This is a genomic window from Streptomyces sp. NPDC046985, from assembly GCF_040644415.1.
GTDB lineage: Bacteria > Actinomycetota > Actinomycetes > Streptomycetales > Streptomycetaceae > Streptomyces.
In genome coordinates this window covers 87,423-105,252 of the sequence record NZ_JBEYWK010000009.1, presented here as the reverse complement: position 1 = coordinate 105,252, position 17,830 = coordinate 87,423, and the positions used below count along the sequence as shown (strand labels likewise).

Annotated in this window: 9 protein-coding genes and 5 pseudogenes; 9 read left to right on the top strand and 5 right to left on the bottom strand. The window is 73.0% G+C overall.

The genetic code is table 11. The features are described 5' to 3' along the window. Positions 1-67: 67 nt before the first annotated feature. Complete coding sequence (gene clpB / locus ABZ861_RS14050) at positions 68-2,665, top strand: ATP-dependent chaperone ClpB (protein WP_361628898.1); 2,598 nt, start codon at positions 68-70, stop codon at positions 2,663-2,665. 364 nt (positions 2,666-3,029) lie between these two features. Next, entirely contained in the window at positions 3,030-3,578 is a 549-nt protein-coding gene (locus tag ABZ861_RS14045) for a YbjN domain-containing protein (RefSeq protein ID WP_361628895.1), read from the top strand. Between the two features lie 62 nt (positions 3,579-3,640). On the opposite strand, the gene ABZ861_RS14040 is transcribed toward ABZ861_RS14045, so the two are convergent. The 5 genes and pseudogenes from ABZ861_RS14040 to ABZ861_RS14020 form a co-directional block, all read right to left on the bottom strand. Further along, entirely contained in the window at positions 3,641-4,840 is a 1,200-nt protein-coding gene (locus tag ABZ861_RS14040) for a hypothetical protein (RefSeq protein ID WP_361628892.1), read from the bottom strand. 267 nt (positions 4,841-5,107) lie between these two features. Then, positions 5,108-5,365, bottom strand: a pseudogene (locus ABZ861_RS14035) (aminotransferase); the annotation flags it as partial. A gap of 597 nt (positions 5,366-5,962) precedes the next feature. After that, a pseudogene (locus tag ABZ861_RS14030) lies at positions 5,963-6,235 on the bottom strand (type I-E CRISPR-associated endoribonuclease Cas2); the annotation flags it as partial. Between the two features lie 20 nt (positions 6,236-6,255). After that, positions 6,256-7,818, bottom strand: a pseudogene (locus tag ABZ861_RS14025) (CRISPR-associated endonuclease Cas3''); the annotation flags it as partial. A gap of 418 nt (positions 7,819-8,236) precedes the next feature. Further along, positions 8,237-9,421: a pyridoxal phosphate-dependent aminotransferase gene (locus ABZ861_RS14020; RefSeq protein ID WP_361628889.1), complete on the bottom strand. Its 1,185-nt coding sequence runs from the start codon at positions 9,419-9,421 to the stop codon at positions 8,237-8,239. 867 nt (positions 9,422-10,288) lie between these two features. On the opposite strand from ABZ861_RS14020, the gene ABZ861_RS14015 reads away from it, so the two are divergent. From ABZ861_RS14015 to fbaA, 7 genes and pseudogenes are all read left to right on the top strand, one after another. Then, entirely contained in the window at positions 10,289-10,816 is a 528-nt protein-coding gene (locus ABZ861_RS14015; RefSeq protein ID WP_361628886.1) for a DUF2617 family protein, read from the top strand. Positions 10,817-11,168: 352 nt separating this feature from the next. Next, the gene (locus ABZ861_RS14010; RefSeq protein ID WP_361628883.1) at positions 11,169-12,821 is read left to right on the top strand and encodes a polyamine aminopropyltransferase; all 1,653 of its coding nucleotides are present in this window, start codon (positions 11,169-11,171) and stop codon (positions 12,819-12,821) included. Between the two features lie 502 nt (positions 12,822-13,323). Further along, positions 13,324-13,806, top strand: a pseudogene (locus ABZ861_RS14005) (SRPBCC family protein); the annotation flags it as partial. Between the two features lie 1,134 nt (positions 13,807-14,940). Further along, positions 14,941-15,144, top strand: a pseudogene (locus ABZ861_RS14000) (serine/arginine repetitive matrix protein 1); the annotation flags it as partial. A gap of 52 nt (positions 15,145-15,196) precedes the next feature. Continuing rightward, positions 15,197-15,985, top strand: coding sequence for an aldose 1-epimerase (locus ABZ861_RS13995; protein ID WP_361628880.1), 789 nt, complete (start codon positions 15,197-15,199; stop codon positions 15,983-15,985). 105 nt (positions 15,986-16,090) lie between these two features. Continuing rightward, positions 16,091-16,639: an orotate phosphoribosyltransferase gene (pyrE, locus tag ABZ861_RS13990; RefSeq protein WP_361628877.1), complete on the top strand. Its 549-nt coding sequence runs from the start codon at positions 16,091-16,093 to the stop codon at positions 16,637-16,639. 117 nt (positions 16,640-16,756) lie between these two features. Beyond that, the gene (gene fbaA, locus ABZ861_RS13985; RefSeq protein ID WP_361628874.1) at positions 16,757-17,788 is read left to right on the top strand and encodes a class II fructose-bisphosphate aldolase; all 1,032 of its coding nucleotides are present in this window, start codon (positions 16,757-16,759) and stop codon (positions 17,786-17,788) included. Positions 17,789-17,830 lie beyond the last annotated feature (42 nt).

Genomic DNA, 17,830 nt, shown 5'->3' with positions numbered 1-17,830 from the left:
CGGAGAGCCGGGAAGACCGGGGGGACTGAGAGAAAGCGGCACACCGCCGAGGAGGAGAGAAGCGACCGTGGACGCCGAGCTGACCAACAGGAGCCGGGACGCGATCAACGCGGCCGGCAACCGGGCCGTGACCGGGAAGCATCCGGACCTGACCCCCGCCCACCTGCTCCTCGGGCTGCTGGAGGGGCGGGACAACGAGAACATCATCGACCTGTTGGCGGCCGTGGACGCCGACCAGGCGTCCATCCGGTCCGGCGCGGAGCGCGTGCTGGCCGCGCTGCCCAGCGTCACCGGGTCCACCGTCGCGCCGCCCCAGCCCAACCGCGAACTGCTCGCGGTGCTCGCGGACGCGCAGAACCGGGCACGCGCCCTGGGAGACGATTACCTGTCCACCGAGCACCTGCTCATCGGCGTCGCCGCCCAGGGCGGCGCCGCAGGCGAGGTGCTGCGCAAGCAGGGCGCCGACGCGAAGGCGTTGCAGGAGGCGTTCCAGAAGACGAGGGGAGGGCGCCGGGTGAACACACCCGACCCCGAGGGCCAGTACAAGGCCCTGGAGAAGTTCGGCGCCGACCTCACGGAGGCGGCGCGTGAGGGCAGGCTCGACCCGGTCATCGGCCGGGACCACGAGATCCGCCGCGTGGTGCAGGTGCTCTCGCGCCGCACCAAGAACAACCCGGTGCTCATCGGAGAGCCCGGCGTCGGCAAGACCGCGGTCGTCGAGGGGCTGGCCCAGCGGATCGTCAAGGGCGACGTGCCCGAGTCCCTGAAGGACAAGCGGCTGGTCGCGCTGGACCTCGGCGCGATGGTCGCGGGCGCGAAGTACCGCGGCGAGTTCGAGGAGCGGCTCAAGACGGTCCTCGCCGAGATCAAGGACTCCGACGGGCAGATCGTCACCTTCATCGACGAGCTGCACACCGTCGTCGGGGCCGGCGCGGGCGGCGACTCCGCCATGGACGCCGGCAACATGCTCAAGCCGATGCTGGCCCGCGGCGAGCTGCGCATGGTGGGCGCCACCACGCTCGACGAGTACCGCGAGCGGATCGAGAAGGACCCCGCCCTGGAGCGGCGCTTCCAGCAGGTGCTGGTCGCGGAGCCCAGCGTGGAGGACTCCGTCGCGATCCTGCGCGGGCTCAAGGGCCGCTACGAGGCCCACCACAAGGTGCAGATCAACGACTCCGCGCTGGTGGCCGCCGCGACCCTGTCCGACCGCTACATCACCTCGCGCTTCCTGCCCGACAAGGCCATCGACCTCGTCGACGAGGCCGCCTCCCGGCTCCGGATGGAGATCGACTCCTCGCCCGTGGAGATCGACGAACTCCAGCGCGGCGTCGACCGGCTGCGCATGGAGGAGCTGGCGCTGGACAAGGAGACGGACGCCGCCTCGCGCGAGCGGCTGGACAAGCTGCGCCGCGACCTCGCGGACAAGGAGGAGGAGCTGCGCGGCCTGACCGCCCGCTGGGAGAAGGAGAAGCAGTCCCTCAACCGGGTCGGCGAGCTGAAGGAGAAGCTGGACGACCTGCGCGGGCAGGCCGAACGCGCGCAGCGCGACGGCGACTTCGACACCGCCTCCAAGCTGCTGTACGCGGAGATCCCGGATCTGGAGAAGCAGTTGGAGGCCGCCTCGCGCGCCGAGGAGGAGGCCGCCAAGGACACCATGGTCAAGGAGGAGGTCGGCCCCGACGACATCGCCGACGTGGTCGCCTCCTGGACCGGCATCCCGGCCGGCCGCCTGCTGGAGGGCGAGACGCGGAAGCTGCTGCGCATGGAGGACGAGATCGGCAGGCGGCTGATCGGCCAGGGCGAGGCGGTGAACGCGGTCTCCGACGCGGTGCGCCGCAGCCGCGCGGGCGTCTCGGACCCGGACCGGCCCACCGGCTCGTTCCTCTTCCTCGGCCCGACCGGCGTCGGCAAGACCGAACTGGCCAAGGCGCTGGCCGACTTCCTCTTCGACGACGAGCGGGCCATGGTCCGCATCGACATGTCGGAGTACGGCGAGAAGCACAGCGTGGCCCGGCTGGTCGGCGCCCCGCCCGGCTACGTCGGCTACGAGGAGGGCGGCCAGCTCACCGAGGCGGTGCGCCGCCGCCCGTACAGCGTCGTCCTGCTCGACGAGGTGGAGAAGGCGCACCCCGAGGTCTTCGACGTCCTGCTCCAGGTGCTGGACGACGGACGGCTGACGGACGGCCAGGGGCGCACGGTCGACTTCCGCAACACGATCCTGATCCTCACCTCCAACCTGGGCAGCCAGTTCCTGATCGACCCGGTCACGAGCGAGGAGGAGAAGAAGGAGCAGGTGCTGGAGGTCGTCCGGGTCTCCTTCAAGCCCGAGTTCCTCAACCGCCTCGACGACCTCGTGGTCTTCTCGGCCCTCGGCAAGGACGAGCTGAGCCGGATCGCCCGGCTCGCCGTCGACCGCCTGGCCGCGCGCCTGGCCGAGCGGCGGCTGATCCTGGACGTCACGCCGCAGGCGCTGGAATGGCTCGCCGACGAGGGCATGGACCCGGCCTACGGCGCCCGCCCGCTGCGGCGGCTGGTGCAGACCGCCATCGGCGACCGGCTGGCCAAGGAGATCCTGTCCGGCGAGATCAAGGACGGCGACACGGTCCGCGTCGACCGCTTCGGCGAGGGACTGCTGGTCGGGCCGTCTAAGGGCAAGACGCTGTAGCCGCTGCCGCTGCCGCTGCCGCTGCCGCTGCCGCTGCCGCCGTGCGGTGGGCGCCGGGGTCCTGGGTCCCGGGGCGTCCGCCGTGCGGCGGCCGGAGCCGTACGGCCGCATCACACCGTGCCGCGCACCGGTGCCGAGGACGTACGGCGCCCGTGCAGAGGACGTACGGCGCCCGCGCGGCGGACTGGACCGTTCGGGTCGTGATACGGCGTGTCGGCATTCGCTCCGGGCGGGTACCCGGCAACCGGCGCCCCGGGTGACCGGATCGTGTCAGCCCAGGGCTGACAAGGCCCGCCGGGCTTGCCACGCCCCTCCCCGGATGGGGGAGGATGGCGGGATCGATCCGTACGAAGGGAAGTACACGGTGAGCATCGACCCGTCCTCGATTCCGAACTTCGGGGGCCAGCCCGAGCCGCAGCCCCAAGGACCGGCGGGCCCCGTCGTCCCGGATCAGGATCTTGTGAAGCAGCTCCTGGACCAGATGGAGCTCAAGCACCTCGTCGACGAAGAGGGCGACCTCGTCGCGCCGTGGGAGCAGTTCCGCACATACTTCATGTTCCGCGGCGAGGACGACCAGAAGGTCTTCTCTGTGCGCACGTTCTACGACCGGCCGCACAAGATCGACGAGAAGCCGCAGCTCCTGGAGTCCATCGACGACTGGAACCGCCGCACCCTGTGGCCCAAGGTCTACACGCACACCCACGACGACGGCACCGTCCGCCTCATCGGCGAGGCGCAGATGCTGATCGGCATGGGCGTGAGCATCGAGCACTTCGTCTCCTCCACCGTGAGCTGGGTGCGCGCCGCGCTCGAGTTCGACCGGTGGCTCGTGGAGCAGCTCGGTCTCGAGGAGGAGGTCAACGACGCGGAGAAGCCGGAGGACGGCGCCGGCGACGGCGACGGCCAGGGATGACCTCCTGAGCGCCGGCGTGCCCCCGCGCGCGCCGGCGCGTCCCGCTCCGGCGGGGCCTCCCGCTACAGCGGGGTGCGCGTGATCACCACCAGATACGCGCCGTAGGCGAACGAGAGCCCGGTCAGGGCGCCGGCCACCGCGGCCGCGTGCCAGGGCCGGGCTTTCGCCGTGCTCACCAGCGAGCGGGCGAGCGGCAGCAGCAGCGGGAACGCCGGGAGCAGGAAGCGCGGCTTGCACTGGAAGAAGCCCGAGCCGCCGCACGCCACCGCGAGCAGGACGCCGGTGTAGACGAGCAGCGGCAGGGGCGCGCGGTCCAGGACGAGCAGCGTGAACAGCAGCAGGGCCGCCGCCACCAGGACCAGCGCGCCGAAGAACAGGAACGCCTCGCGGGCCAGCAGCAGGTGCTTGACGAAGCGCAGCGCCCCCAGCCCGAAGTCGAAGCGGGAGCCCCACATCCGCTGCACGCGCAGATAGCCGTGGAGCGTGTCGCCCGTGCGGCGCCCCGCCCACAGCACGTATCCGGCCCAGCCCAGCGGGGCCAGCGCGGCGCCCGCCCACAGTCCGCGGGGAACCCGTCCGCGGGAGAGCCGTCTGCGGGTGGTCCGGACGGTCGCGGCCGCCGCGGCCAGCACCGCCAGGGCGGCGGCGAACCCGTTGGGCCGGGACAGCCCCGCGAGCGCGGCCAGCGCCCCGGCCCGCACCCAGTTCCCGGTGAGCACCGCGTACAGCGACCAGGCGGCGCAGGCGGTGAGCACCGGCTCGCTGTAGCCCATGGACAGCACGACCGAGTGCGGCAGGATCCCCCACAGCACGGCCAGCACGGTGCCGACGGCGGGCCCGTGCAGCCGGGCGCCGACCGCGTAGATCCCGCCGGCGGCCACGGCCGCCGCGAGCCACGCCACGACCAGTGCGGACGCGCCCCCGCCGAGCGGGGACAGCAGCCGGACGGCCCGGATCAGCGCCGGGTAGAGCGGGAAGAACGCCAGGTCGTTGTGGACGACGCCGGGCACCGGGTGTTCGACGAGGCCGTAGCCGTGCGCGGCGATCCGCAGGTACCAGCGGGAGTCCCAGGACCGGCCGAGCAGGGCGAGCGGGTGGCTGCCGTGCACCCGGGCGGCCAGGACCACGAACGTCAGCCCGGCGAGGCGGGCCGCCGTGAACAGGACGGCGGCCGCGACGGCGGGCCGCAGCCGCAGCCCTCGCGTCACGTCCGGCTCGCCGACGGGCGGGGTGGCCGGTGGAAGCGCACTGACACTGGTCACACAGGCATGGTGCGGGACGAAGGGGACTGTCGCGCCCATTCCGCCCGATCGCGCGTGTCCCCGACCTGGGAGGCTCGCGTGTCACCGGCTCAGGGGGCTCGTGCGTGTTCCCGGCAGAGGGCCGGTGCGGTATCCCCACTCAGGAGGCTCATGCGTGCTCTGACCCCAGGAGGCTCGATCGTGGCCCCGGTCTAAGGGGCTCGTGCGTGTTCCCCGGCCCGGGGGGCTCGTGCGCGCCCTCGGCCTATGAGGCTCGCGCGCCCCTGTTCAGCCTGCCAGCGCCTTCAGCCGCCTGGCCGCTTCCTCCAGTACGGGGATCTGCTTGCAGAAGGCGAAGCGGACGAACGGCGCGCCCTCGTCGCGGTGGTCGCAGAGGACCGCGACCACGCCCGCCCGCTCGGACAGCAACCGGCAGAAGGCGAGGCCGTCGCGCTCGCCGAGCGGCCGGATGTGGATGGTCACGAAGTAGGTGCCGGCGGCCCGGAACACCGTGAAGCCCGCGTCCGCGAGCCCGGCCGCCAGCATCTGAGCTGGAGCCGCTGGAGGCTGATCCCCGCGGGCGCGGGGAGCGGGTCCGCACCAAGGACACCGCCGGACGCAACCTGGGCTCATCCCCGCAGGCGCGGGGAGCGGGAAGCCCCACCAGAACCGTGCGCTCTCGGGATGGGCTCATACCCGCAGGCGCGGGGAGCGGGCTTTGTGGGCTGGGCTTTTGTCAAGGTGCGGGGCCTCGTTGGGCAAGGATGGGAGAAAAGGACATATGCGACAAGGGTCAATCAGGGCCTCTTGGAGCATTTCCCGACCACACGCTACGCGCTCGCGTCGAGCGTCCTGAGCCTCCGGAAGTTGCCGAGGCCCGATGGGTCCGTGCTCCCGGTGGACTGCTGCTTCGCATTCCGTGTCTTCTCATGTGTGCATGTCACCGTGTGCAGCGCGGACCACGGCACCGGATCAGCACTCGCGGGCGAGAGACAGCCGCGGGCGCGAGTTGCCGTCAGGCGCCTCTGCCTGATTCGGTCAGGGCGACAGTTACGGGCGGGGTCCCGCGAACGACTGCTACGGATGCGTCTGCCGGGCGACCGCGACCGAAAGGCCGGCCGCGGTCGACTGTCGGCGAAGAAGTCACGTCTGGTTGCCGAATCGTCGGCGCTTGGACGCCTTGCTCCACCCTCGGGAAGTCGACGCGGGAGGGGGCGCGGAGCGGGCCGAGGGGCGGAAGATGAGAGTGAGGCCCTCGTGATCGACGGGATGCCACTTGTGGTCGTGGGTGCGGAACGCGTAGCCCTGTTCGGAGTCGGTGGAGTAGGCGAGCAGCGCGCGGCCTTGGCCGGCGTACTGCCGTACCTCGTCCCACAGAGTGTCGCGAATGCGGGCGGATGGATTGCCGAGAAAGACGCGAGGGCCGTCGCGTCCTCCCCGGTGTACGCGGCCGCCAGCTCGGCGCGCCGGTGCGCGGGGAGCGTCGCCGACAGCACGACGACGGGGACCCGGTAGGCCCCCAGCCATGCCAGCACGCGATCGAGGTACGCGTTCATGTACGTGTCGTAGGCGTGGACTTCGTCGATGACGACGACCTTGCCGGCCATCGCCAGATGCCGCAGCGCCAAGTGCCTGCTCTTCAGGCCCGCCATCAGCAGTTGGTCGATCGTGCCGACGGCGAACGAGGCGAGCAGCCCCTTCTTGCGGCCGCGCAGCCATTGATGCGCGACGAGTTCCGCAGGCGCCGCCCTCCGCGCTCCTTCCGCACCCGGACGCCCCTTGGGGGAGCTGTCACGGTCGTCGTCGCCGTAAGCGTCCACAGCGGCGATGGTGCGGTGGCTCTCGCGCATCAGCGTGGCGTAGTCCTCCTGCAACGCCGCCTTCGCGTGGGCCAGCAGGACGGAGTGCTGATCGTGGTCGCGCCCGCTGCTCGCACCCGAGCGGAGAGGAAGGCGGTCGAGCCACCGCAGCAGCCTGGGAAACATCGCGTTGCTCGTCGCCATGGTCGGCAGGGCCACGTAGCAGCCGCCCGCGCCCGAACGCGCGGCGAACACCTCCGCGACCGCGAGTGCGGCCTCGGTCTTCCCCTCTCCCATCGGCGCCTCGACGATCAGCATCCCCGGCTGCTCCATGTCCCGGGCCATGGCGAGAGCCTGTTCCTGTACGGGCCGGACGACGGCGCCGGGCGGCAGCGCGAAGCGGGAGGCGTAGAACTCCGCAGCGGGGGAGGTCGGCTCCTCGGGCTCCCAAGGGGCGGGGAGCAGGAGGCCCTGCCAGGCGGCGGCGACCCGCTCCGCCTCTCCGCGCGGGTGTTCCTCGGGGAAGTAGGGGAAGAGATCCGGATTGCTCGCGATCCAGTCGGAGACGATGACGGTCGCGGTGAGCAGTACCTGAACGGTCTGCGGCAGCTTCACCGCCCGCCAATCGGCGAGGCGCTCCTCGACGCCGAAGGCAGTGGCGCACGCGTCGAGCAACTCGTCCTGCACAGCTCGCCAGAGAGGTTCGGCGGGGCCCTGGGTGCGCAACAGTTCGGGATGCGCGTCGAGGTTGTGGAGCTGCATGTGATCCGGGGGGACGCCGTGGTGGCCGCCGGCCATGACAGCGAACTGAGCGGATCCCCTGCGCGTCCAGCCGCGCCGCTCCTCCAGCCATTCCTGCAACAAAGCCTGCCCGGCGAGCCCATGCGGGGCCATCCGGCGGTCCTCGCCGAGCTGCTTGCCAGTCCGCATGTCGAGCCCGGCCGCGCTCATCACGCCCGCGAGTTCGTCGACTTGGCAGGCGAAGGCCGGCGTGGCTTTGCCGATGTCGTGCGTCCCCGCCAGCCACACGCACAAGCACCGCGCGTCAGCCGCCCCACCGGGCAACGGCTCCGCGATCAACTCCTTGATGTTCCGTGGCAGCCAGTGATCCCACAGCAGTGCCGCGACGGCGGCACTGTCCGCCATGTGCCGCCACAACGGCAGCCACTTCACCGTTTTCTGGTCGTGCTTGGCCCACACGGTACGAGCGGCGCCGGTCAGCCGGTCGCCGAACGGTGCGGGGGAATCGAGGTAGTCGGGCACGGCGATCATTGAACAGGGAATCGGATAGCGGTACGCACCCATAGGCAAAGTCAGTCAGAGTTTGTCAATGACGATCAAGAATGCAGGCAAGCAATTGCCCACCGCTCATCCCTCTCGGGCCAGAAGAGGCTAGTCACAGATTTCCGACGCAGTTCGGATGAGCCCCTGCAACCCGTGGCGTTGACGTGCCGCTATCGACCGCTCCCCACCGTTGCGGGGATCATCGCACTGCTGTAGCAGGCGAATTCCGCCGTGCTGTGATGTCCCAGTTGCTGCGAAGCAACACCGACTACGCTGATCCAAGCCGCGTGACCTGTGTCCGGGATTCGGGGTCACGGCCCCCACCGGCTCCGGCTCAAGACGAGCGCAGCCGCCCGAGGCGGGTTGCGGCGTCCCGCAGGATGCCGTCCTTCTTGCAGAAGGCGAACCGGACCTGGCTGCTCCCCGCCTCCCGGTCGTCGTAGAAGACGGAGTTCGGGACCGCGACGACACCGCAGCGTGCCGGAAGGGCCCGGCAGAAGGCGTAGGCGTCCTTTTCGCCGAAGGGGGCGATGTCAGTGGTGATGAAATAGGTGCCCTGGGGGGTGTAGACCTCGAAGCCGGCTGCGCGGAGGCCGTCCGCGAGGACGTCGCGCTTGCGGCGCAGATCCTCGCGGAAGCCGTCGAAGTACGTGTGGGGGAGACGCAGGGCTTCCGCGATCGCGTACTGGAGGGGGCCCGCGCTCACGAAGGTCAGATACTGCTTCGCCGTGCGGACGGCGGCGATCAGGGGCGGGCTCGCCATCGCCCAGCCGACCTTCCATCCCGTGAAGGAGAAGGTCTTTCCCGCGGAGGAGATCGAGACCGTGCGCTCGCGCATGCCGGGGAGCGCCGCGATCGGATGGTGCGCTCCCTCGAAGACCAGGTGCTCGTAGACCTCGTCCGTCACGACCAGCAGGTCGTGTTCGACGGCGAGGGCGGCGAGGGCGCTCAGCTCCTCGCGCGTGAGGACCGTCCCCGTGGGGTTGTGCGGGGTGTTCAGGAGGAGCAGGCGGGTCTTCGGGGTGATCTTCGCACGCAGCTCGTCCAGATCCGGGCGGAAGGAGGGGGCGCGCAGAGTGAGTGGCACGCGCTTCGCGCCGGCCATCGCGATGCAGGCGGCGTAGGAGTCGTAGTAGGGCTCGAAAGCGATGACCTCGTCGCCGGGTTCCAGCAGGGCGAGCATCGTCGCGGCGATCGCCTCGGTCGCGCCCGCGGTGACCAGCACCTCCGAGCCGGGGTCCAGTTCGATGTCGTAGAAACGTCGCTGGTGGTCGGCGATCGCCTCGCGGAGTTCCGGGACGCCGGGGCCGGGCGGGTACTGGTTGCCGCGCCCGTCGCGCAGCGCCCGCACCGCCGCCTCCCGGATCTCCTCGGGCCCGTCGGTGTCGGGGAAGCCCTGGCCCAGGTTGATCGCGCCCGTCTCCGTCGCCAGAGCCGACATCTCGGCGAAGACCGTCGTGCCGAACTCGGCGAGCCGGCGGTTGAGCGGGGGGCGCGCGCTGGAGGTCATGCCGGTCATCCTGCGCCGAGGCTCTGGATTTCCTCAAGTGTGCTTTGGCCGGTGCGGCGGAGGGGCATCTCCGGGGCACGCAGCGATGCGGGCGCCCACGGGGGGCGTTCCCGGGGAGTCTCCGGGGGAACGGAAGGAGCGTGACGCCATGGCTTTCGGCATCGTTCTGGCGGTGTTCGCGGCGGTGGTCGCGGTCTCGATCGCGCGAGCGGGCGGCAGGTCTCGCGGCTGCGGGAAGGCGCGGCGCAAGGGGGCCCACGGCGGGGGCGCGGGCGACGGGAGCGCCGGATGGTGGGTGGCGGGGGACTCTGCCGGCTCGTCCGGCGGCCACCACTCCGGGGGGCATCACTCGTGCGGCGGACACTCGTCCTGCGGCGGGCACTCCTCCTGCGGCGGCGGGTCGTCGTGCGGGGGCGGCTCGTCGTGCGGCGGAGGGAGCTGACCCGCACCGGTCGCGCCCGGACGCGCGGCGCGGGCGCCCGGCGGATCGCGCCGCCGGGCGCCCGCGCCGCGCGGCGCCGTGGGCGCCGTCTCGCACGGCGTGGTTGAACAGGTGAGCAGATAGGCCCTCTGAGGGATGGAAACCCTCCGAACTTGGGTAAAAACGCTGTGGCGGCGCATCTGTTCATGGTTCCCTCTAAATCTCCGACGCGGTCCCCAGGACGCCCCGCGCACACCCCCCTCTGCACCGGGCTGACCGGGCCTATCCCCGCCGTGCCCCTTTTCGCGCTCTTTTCGCCCTTTCCCTCCTTTTCCCATCTTTCTCGTCTTTCTCGCCTTTCCCGCCTTTCCCGCCTTTCCCGCCTTTCCCGCCTTTCCCGCCTTTCCTCTCTTCTCTCATCTCCCTCCCTCTTTGCGTGCTTGCGGAGCCGATCCATGCTCACGACTCTCACCACCTCCTACACCGACACGCGCGCGGCCGACCTCGCCTGGGCCCTGGGGCGCGAGCCGCTGCCCGCGCTGGCCACGCTCGATCTCGAACTGGCCGGACAGAAGATGCAGTTGCGACTTCTCGGCGCGTCCCACCAAGTCCTCCTGGAGGAGGAGCGGGGCGTCTGCTCGGAGACGGTGGCCTGCATAGCGGGCTCCAGCACGCCCCTGCCGCTCGGCGTCGCCAAGCGCGTCGGCGACTGGGAGTACGAGTTCGCGGCGCGCGTCGAGGAGCTGTCGCCCGGGTCGTTCGCCGGCCGCGCCCAGGAGCTGCTGGCCCTGGTCTCCGACCATCCGAACGGGCTTGCGGGCGTGTTCCCGGGCAGCCCGCACGCGTTCACCGCCCTGCTGGCGCAGCATCAGGAGGGTCAGACGCGTTGGCGCACCTGGCACGCCTACCCCCAGGAAGGCCAGTTGGTGGCGACCCGCACCCGGGTCGGCGCACGCTGCTCAGCGCCGGTCGCGGCGGGGTAAACGGCCTCCCGGGGCTGGCGGTGGCGGGGTGAGGCGCGGCGCCGCGCCGGTCGCGTCGGGCTGAACGGCGTCTCCGGGCCGGTCGCCTAGGGGTGAGGCGCGGTGCCGTGCCGGTCGCCGCCGGCGGGGCGGTTTTTCCGCGCCCGTCGAGGAGGCTGGGGCGCCGGTCCCGCTTCTCTCGGGCGCCCTCGGCCGAACGGCGGTGGCCAGCGCTGCTGTGACCGGAAAGGTCAACGGCTCGCTTCACCCGGCCACTTGGCCGCCCGTGTCGAAACCCGTCGTATGCCCTGCGTCCCGATTCCACACGTGTGGGTGACGAAGCGTGCTCCTTCGGTGACGTACCGTCGCAGTTGTGATCGAACCGCACGCCCCCGCCCCGCCCGTACTGGCGCCGCCCCGTCCGGCGCCCTCCCGGAGCGGCCCCGCGCGGCTGCCCGTCCGGCCGGGAACCGGCCGGTTCCTCGTCCTCGCGGGCGTCTTCGTCTGCGCGGCCTGCGGACTCGTCTACGAGCTGGAACTGGTGGCGCTCGCCTCGTATCTGATCGGGGATTCGGTCACCCAGGCGTCCGTCGTGCTGTCCGTCATGGTGTTCGCGATGGGCATCGGCTCGCTGGCCGCGAAGCGGCTGCGGCGGTGCGCGGCCGTCGCCTTCGGCGCGATCGAGGCGACGCTCGCGCTCGTCGGCGGATGCAGCGCGATGGCGCTGTACGCCGTGTTCGCCTGGACCGGCGGCTGGGGCGGGATGTGGGCGAGCGGCCCGCGCTGCGTGCTGGTCGCGTTCTCGCTCGCCATCGGGCTGCTGATCGGCGCCGAGGTGCCGCTGCTGATGGAGCTGATCCAGCGCATCCGCCGCCAGGACCCCGGCGGGGCGGTCGCCGACCTGTTCGCCGCCGACTACGTCGGCGCGCTCGTCGGCGGTCTCGCCTTTCCGTTCCTCCTGCTGCCGCTGCTGGGCCAGTTGACCGGGGCGCTGCTGACCGGCGCGGTCAACGCGGTGGCCGGCGGCACGCTCGTGCTCGGCCTGTTCCGGCGGGACCTGTCCGGGCGCGCGTGCTGGCTGCTGCTGGCGGCCAATCTGACCGTGCTCGGCCTGCTCGCCTCGGCGGCCGCCCTGGTCGGCGACTTCGAACGGGCCGCACGGCAGGCGGTGTACGGGGGCGGCGTCCGCGTCGCGTTGCAGAGCGACGTCCAGGAGGTCGTCCTCACCGGCGGCGCCCGGGGCCGTCCGCTGGACCTGTTCCTGAACGGCCGGCTACGGGTCAGCGGCCGCGACGAGCCGCGCTACCACGAGGCGCTCGTCCGCCCCGCGATGACCGGGCGGCACGCGCGCGTGCTGATCCTCGGCGGCGGCGACGGCCTGGCCGCCCGCGAGGTGCTGCGCCATCCGGGAGTGGACCGGGTGGACGTCGTGGAGCAGGACCCGGCCGTGGTCCGGCTGGCCCGCACCGATCCGGCGCTCGCCGGGCTGAACGGGCACGTGTACGCCGACCGGCGCGTCCACGTGCGCACGGCCGACGCCTTCGACTGGCTGCGCGGGGCCCCGGTGGGGGCGTATGACGTGGTCATCGAGGATATTCCCGACCCGGGCATCACCGCGAGCACCAAGATGTACGCACAGGAGTTCTACGACCTGACCCGGCGCGCCCTGGCGCCGGGCGGCCGCCTGGCGGTGCACGCCGGGCCGGTCTCCCGCCCACGTGCGTTCTGGACGGTGGAGGCCACGCTGCGGGCGGCGGGGCTGCGCACCGTCTCCTATCGCGTCGGCGGGGGCGATCCGGGTTCCGTGGCGGGCCTCGATCGCATGTCCGACGGCGCGCGGGCCCCTCGCGACTGGGGATTCGTCCTGGCCTCGCGCACGCCGCCGCGGCTGTCCCTGGACCCCGGCGCTCCGCGCCCGCGCACCCTGACCCCGGCCGCACTGGCCGAGGACGCCCGCGCGGCAGCCGCCACCCGCGTCCCCGACCTCCCCCCGTCCACCCTCCTCCACCCGCGTTACGCGGGCTGACAAAAGGGGCGCGGGGTGGGCGCGAGGGCGGCGCTGTGTAGAGGGAGGCGCGGGGAGCGGTGCGGGGGCTCTCGGGCTGGTGGGGGCGTGAATGGCCGGGGGGCCGGGTGCGGGCTGGCAGGGGGTCCACGGTCGGGGCGGGGAGTGGTCCCGGCGGGTTTGGGCGGGCGGGGGCGTGAGCGGTCGCGGGGCGGGTGCGGGCTGGCTGGCAGGGGTGCGAGCGGTCGGGGCGGACGACTGGCGAGCGGCACGGCGCGGCGCCGCTGACTGCCGCGCCGTGTCGCTCGGCGGTGGCGCTCGGCGGTGGCGCTCGCCCGGCCGTTGGCGTCGGTCTTCACCGTCGCGTCGTGCCGCTCGGCGGTAGGGCTCGCCTTGCGTTGGCGTCGGTCTTGCCGTCGCGTCGGGACGCGCGACGGTGGAGCCGAGTTGGCTGGCCCGGCGCCCCGTGACGGCTGGGTGGCCGAGGGGAGCGTGGCGGGCGCGGCGGGCGGTGTCCTCGGGCATGTGGGGGCGGTCGTGGCTGAGGGAGGGTATTCGCGGCGCGCACTGGGTAGTCTCGGCTGACATGGAGCACGAGGTGTTCGTTCCGGTTCCGGTCCATCGGCTGCGGGAGGCGCTCGCCGATCCCGCGCGGGTCGCCCGGTCGGTTCCCGGGTTGCAGCAGGACACGGGCGCCGGGACCGAACCTGGTTCCGTCGCCGGTCGACTGAAGGTGCGCGTCGGCGGCAGCTCCATCACCTACCGCGGCACGCTGAGCGTCGCCGCCCGCGACGACGGCACGTACGCCGTCGAGGGCAGCGCCGCTGAGGCCCGCGGCACGGGCTCGGTCGAGGTCGCGCTCGTCCTCCGGCTGCGCGACGCCGCTCCCGGCGGCACCGATCTCGTCTTCGACGGCGCCGCCACGGCGGGCGGCCGCGTCGGCGACCTCGCCCCCGGCGCCGTACGCACCGCGGGGCTGCGTCTCCTGGACCGCTTCGCGGAGAACCTCGCGCGGACGGCAGCGGGCGCCGACGAGACGGAGACCGCGGAGCACCTGGCCACGGAGGACTTCGCCCCGCTGGCCACGAGGGACTTCGATGCCGCGCCCGACGCGGACGACGCCCCGGTACCCGGGCCGGGCGAGCCCGCGAAACCGCACCCCGCCCACCCGGCCCCGTCCCCTCCCCGGCCCACCCCGCCCACCGACGCCTCTGAGCTGTCGCAGCCGACCGTGCGGGACCCCGCCGTCCCGCCCTCCGAGCCCGCCGACTTCGGCGCCGAGGTCCCGCCGCCCTCCCGGGCCCCACTCGCCAAGGCCGAGCACACCGCCGAGGCCGACGCCGCCGGTGACGACGCCGCCGCCAAGAACGCCGCCGACGACGGGAACGCCGAGCGCCCGGACGACGGCGCCCACGGCGACACGGCCGTGGCGCCCGGGGCGCACGGGCCCGAGACGCCCGCGCCCGAGGCGAGCGGGGCGCCCGCCGCCGGGGCCAGCGGGGCCGAGCCCACCGGGACGCCTACGGGCGAGCCCACCGGGACCGACCCGACGGCGCCGACAGACACGCCCGGAGCGCCCGTGCCCGAGGCGGGCGGGGCTGACGCGAAGGGGGCACCCGAGGCACCCGGAGCGTCCGGGGCCGAGCCCACGGGCCCGCCTGCGGGCGCGCCGACCGGGACCGACGCGACCGAGCCGACCGGGGCCGAGCCCACCGGCGCGCCTGTGGACGCGCCGACCGGGACCGACGCGACCGAGCCGACCGAGGCGCCCGAAACGTCCGGGGCCGAGCCCACCGGCGCGCCTGCGGACGAGCCGACCGGGACCGATGCGGCCGAGCCGACCGAGGCGGCCGCAGGCGAGCCGGCCGACGCGGGCGAGGCGCCCCGCGCCGACCCAGCCGACGCGCGCAGCGCCCACCCAACCCAGCCGCGCGAGACCGGCGCCGACCCTGCCGAGGCGCCCGGCGCCGATCCGGCGGACGCGGGCGACGCGCCCCGCGCCGACCCGGCCGAAGCGACCCCCACCGCCCCCGCCGACGAGCCCCCCGCCGCCCCCGCCGACAAGCCCCCCACCGATCCCGCCCCGCCCCCCGGGACCGGTGCGGGCGCCTCCGCACCCGAGGGCCTTCCCGAGCCGGCCGCTGAGGCGGCGCATGCGCGGCGGACGATGATCGGGCGCAGTGCGGAGGAGGTGGACCACGCGCCGCCGCGTGGCCGCTACGCCCCCGTGCCCGCGCCGCTCACCGTCTCCGCCGGGTCCGCCCTGCGGTGGGCCGCCCCCGCCGCGGCCGTGGCCGTGGCCTCCGCGATCGTCGTGGGGCGGGCTCTCAGACGACGCCGGTGACGGGGCACGCGGCGGGGGCGGTGGGCGTCGACCGGCCCAGTAGCCTCGTGCCGTGAGCAACGACGAGATCATGCTGACCGCGGGAGACGCGGAAGCGATCGTGCAGCCGGGCAACGGCGGACGCATCGGTGGGCTGCGGGTGGGCGGCCTCGAACTGCTCCGCCAGGGCGAGAAGTTCGGCTGCTTCCCGATGGTCCCCTGGTGCGGCCGGATCCGGGAGGGTCGGTTCCGCGACGGCGCCACCGTCCACCAGATGCCGCTCAACTCCCCGCCGCACGCCATTCACGGCACCGCGCGCGACGGCGCGTGGAGCACGGCCCGCACTGCGGGGGACGAGGCGGTGATCACGTATGACCTCGTCGGGCCCTGGCCCTACCCCGGGCGGGTCACCCAGGTGGTCGCGCTGACCGCGGACTCGCTGACCCTGACGATGTCCGTGGAGACCTACGACTCCTCCTTCCCGGCGCAGATCGGCTGGCACCCGTGGTTCAACCGCGACCTCGGCGCCGAGGACGTGCGGCTCGACTTCCAGGCCGCCTGGCAGGAGGAGCGCGGTGAGGACCACCTGCCCACCGGCCGGCGCGTCGACCCCCGGCCCGGTCCCTGGGACGACTGCTTCGGCATGCCCGGCGGCGTGGACGTCACGCTCACCTGGCCCGGTCAACTGGAGCTGAAGGTGGCCAGCCAGGAGGAGTGGGTCGTCGTCTACGACGAGCAGGAGGCCGCGGTCTGCGTGGAGCCGCAGACCGGACCGCCGAACGGGCTGAACACCCTGCCTCGCCTGGTCACGCCCCTGGAACCGCTGGAGGCCGTGACGACCTGGACCTGGCGCCGCCTCTGACCGCACCCCCGGCGGGGGCCGACGGCGCCGCGCCCCGACCGTCCCGGCGGTCCGGACCCGGCGCCGCGCCCGGCCGGCGTCCCGCGCCCGCTTAAGCTGGCGGGCATGAGTGACGCACGTGGCGAGCTGATGCAGCAGATCAAGGACAAGGCCGTGGTGCACGGCAAGGTGACGCTGTCGTCGGGCAAGGAAGCCGACTACTACGTCGACCTGCGCCGCATCACCCTCGACGGCGTCGCGGCCCCGCTGGTCGGCCAGGTCATGCTGGACCTGACCGCCGACCTGGACTACGAGGCGGTGGGCGGCCTGACCCTGGGCGCCGACCCGGTGGCCACCGCGATGCTGCACGCCTCCGCCGCCCGCGGCCGGACGCTGGACGCGTTCGTGGTGCGCAAGGCGGGCAAGGCGCACGGCCTCCAGCGCCGCATCGAGGGCGCCGAGGTCGCCGGGCGCCGGGTGCTCGCCGTCGAGGACACCTCCACCACCGGCGGCTCGGTGCTCACCGCCGTAGAGGCGCTGCGCGAGGCCGGCGCCGAGGTCGTCGGCGTCGCCACGATCGTGGACCGGGCGACCGGCGCCGCCGAGGCGATCGCCGAGAAGGCGGGCGTGCCGTACGTGTTCGCGTACTCCAAGGACGACCTGGGACTCGACTGACGCGAGGCGCCCGACGCATCCGGCTCCGTCTGCGAAGATGGGGCCGACGATGACGTCACTCCCTGGGTCAGGGCCTTCAGCACGCAGAACGCACCCGCACATACAAGGAGCGGACAGATGCCCATCGCAACCCCCGAGGTCTACGACGAGATGCTCGACCGGGCGAAAGCAGGCAAGTTCGCCTACCCGGCCATCAACGTGACGTCCTCGCTGACGCTGAACGCGGCCCTGCGCGGTTTCGCCGAGGCGGAGAGCGACGGCATCGTCCAGATCTCCACGGGCGGCGCCGAGTTCCTGGGCGGCCAGTACAGCAAGGACATGGTCACCGGCGCCGTCGCCCTGGCGGAGTACGCGCACATCATCGCCGAGAAGTACCCGGTCAACATCGCGCTGCACACCGACCACTGCCCCAAGGACAAGCTCGACGGGTACGTGCGCCCGCTGATCAAGATCTCCGAGGAGCGCGTCAAGGCCGGCCGCGCCCCGCTGTTCCAGTCCCACATGTGGGACGGCTCCGCGGAGACCCTGGCGGACAACCTGGAGATCGCGCGGGAGCTGCTGGCCCGCGCCGCCGCCGCCAACATCGTCCTCGAGGTGGAGATCACCCCGACCGGCGGCGAGGAGGACGGCGTCTCGCACGAGATCAACGACTCCCTCTACACCACGGTCGAGGACGCGATCCGCACCGCCGAGGCGCTGGGCCTGGGCGACAAGGGCCGCTACCTGCTCGCCGCGTCCTTCGGCAACGTGCACGGCGTCTACAAGCCGGGCAACGTCGTGCTCCGCCCCGACCTGCTGAAGGACCTCAACGAGGGCGTGGCGGCGAAGTACGGCCAGCCGGCCGGCAGCAAGCCGTTCGACTTCGTCTTCCACGGCGGCTCCGGCTCCTCGGAGGAGGAGATCCGCACCGCGCTGGAGAACGGCGTGGTGAAGATGAACATCGACACGGACACCCAGTACGCGTTCACCCGCCCGATCGCCGGCCACATGTTCACGCACTACGACGGCGTGCTGAAGGTCGACGGCGAGGTCGGCGCCAAGAAGGAGTACGACCCGCGCACCTGGGGCAAGCTGGGCGAGGCGTCGATGGCCGCCCGCGTCGTCCAGGCCGCGCAGAACCTGCGCTCGGCGGGAGCCAAGATCAAGTAACCCCGGGAACCACCGGACATACCCGAGAACCACCGGATATAC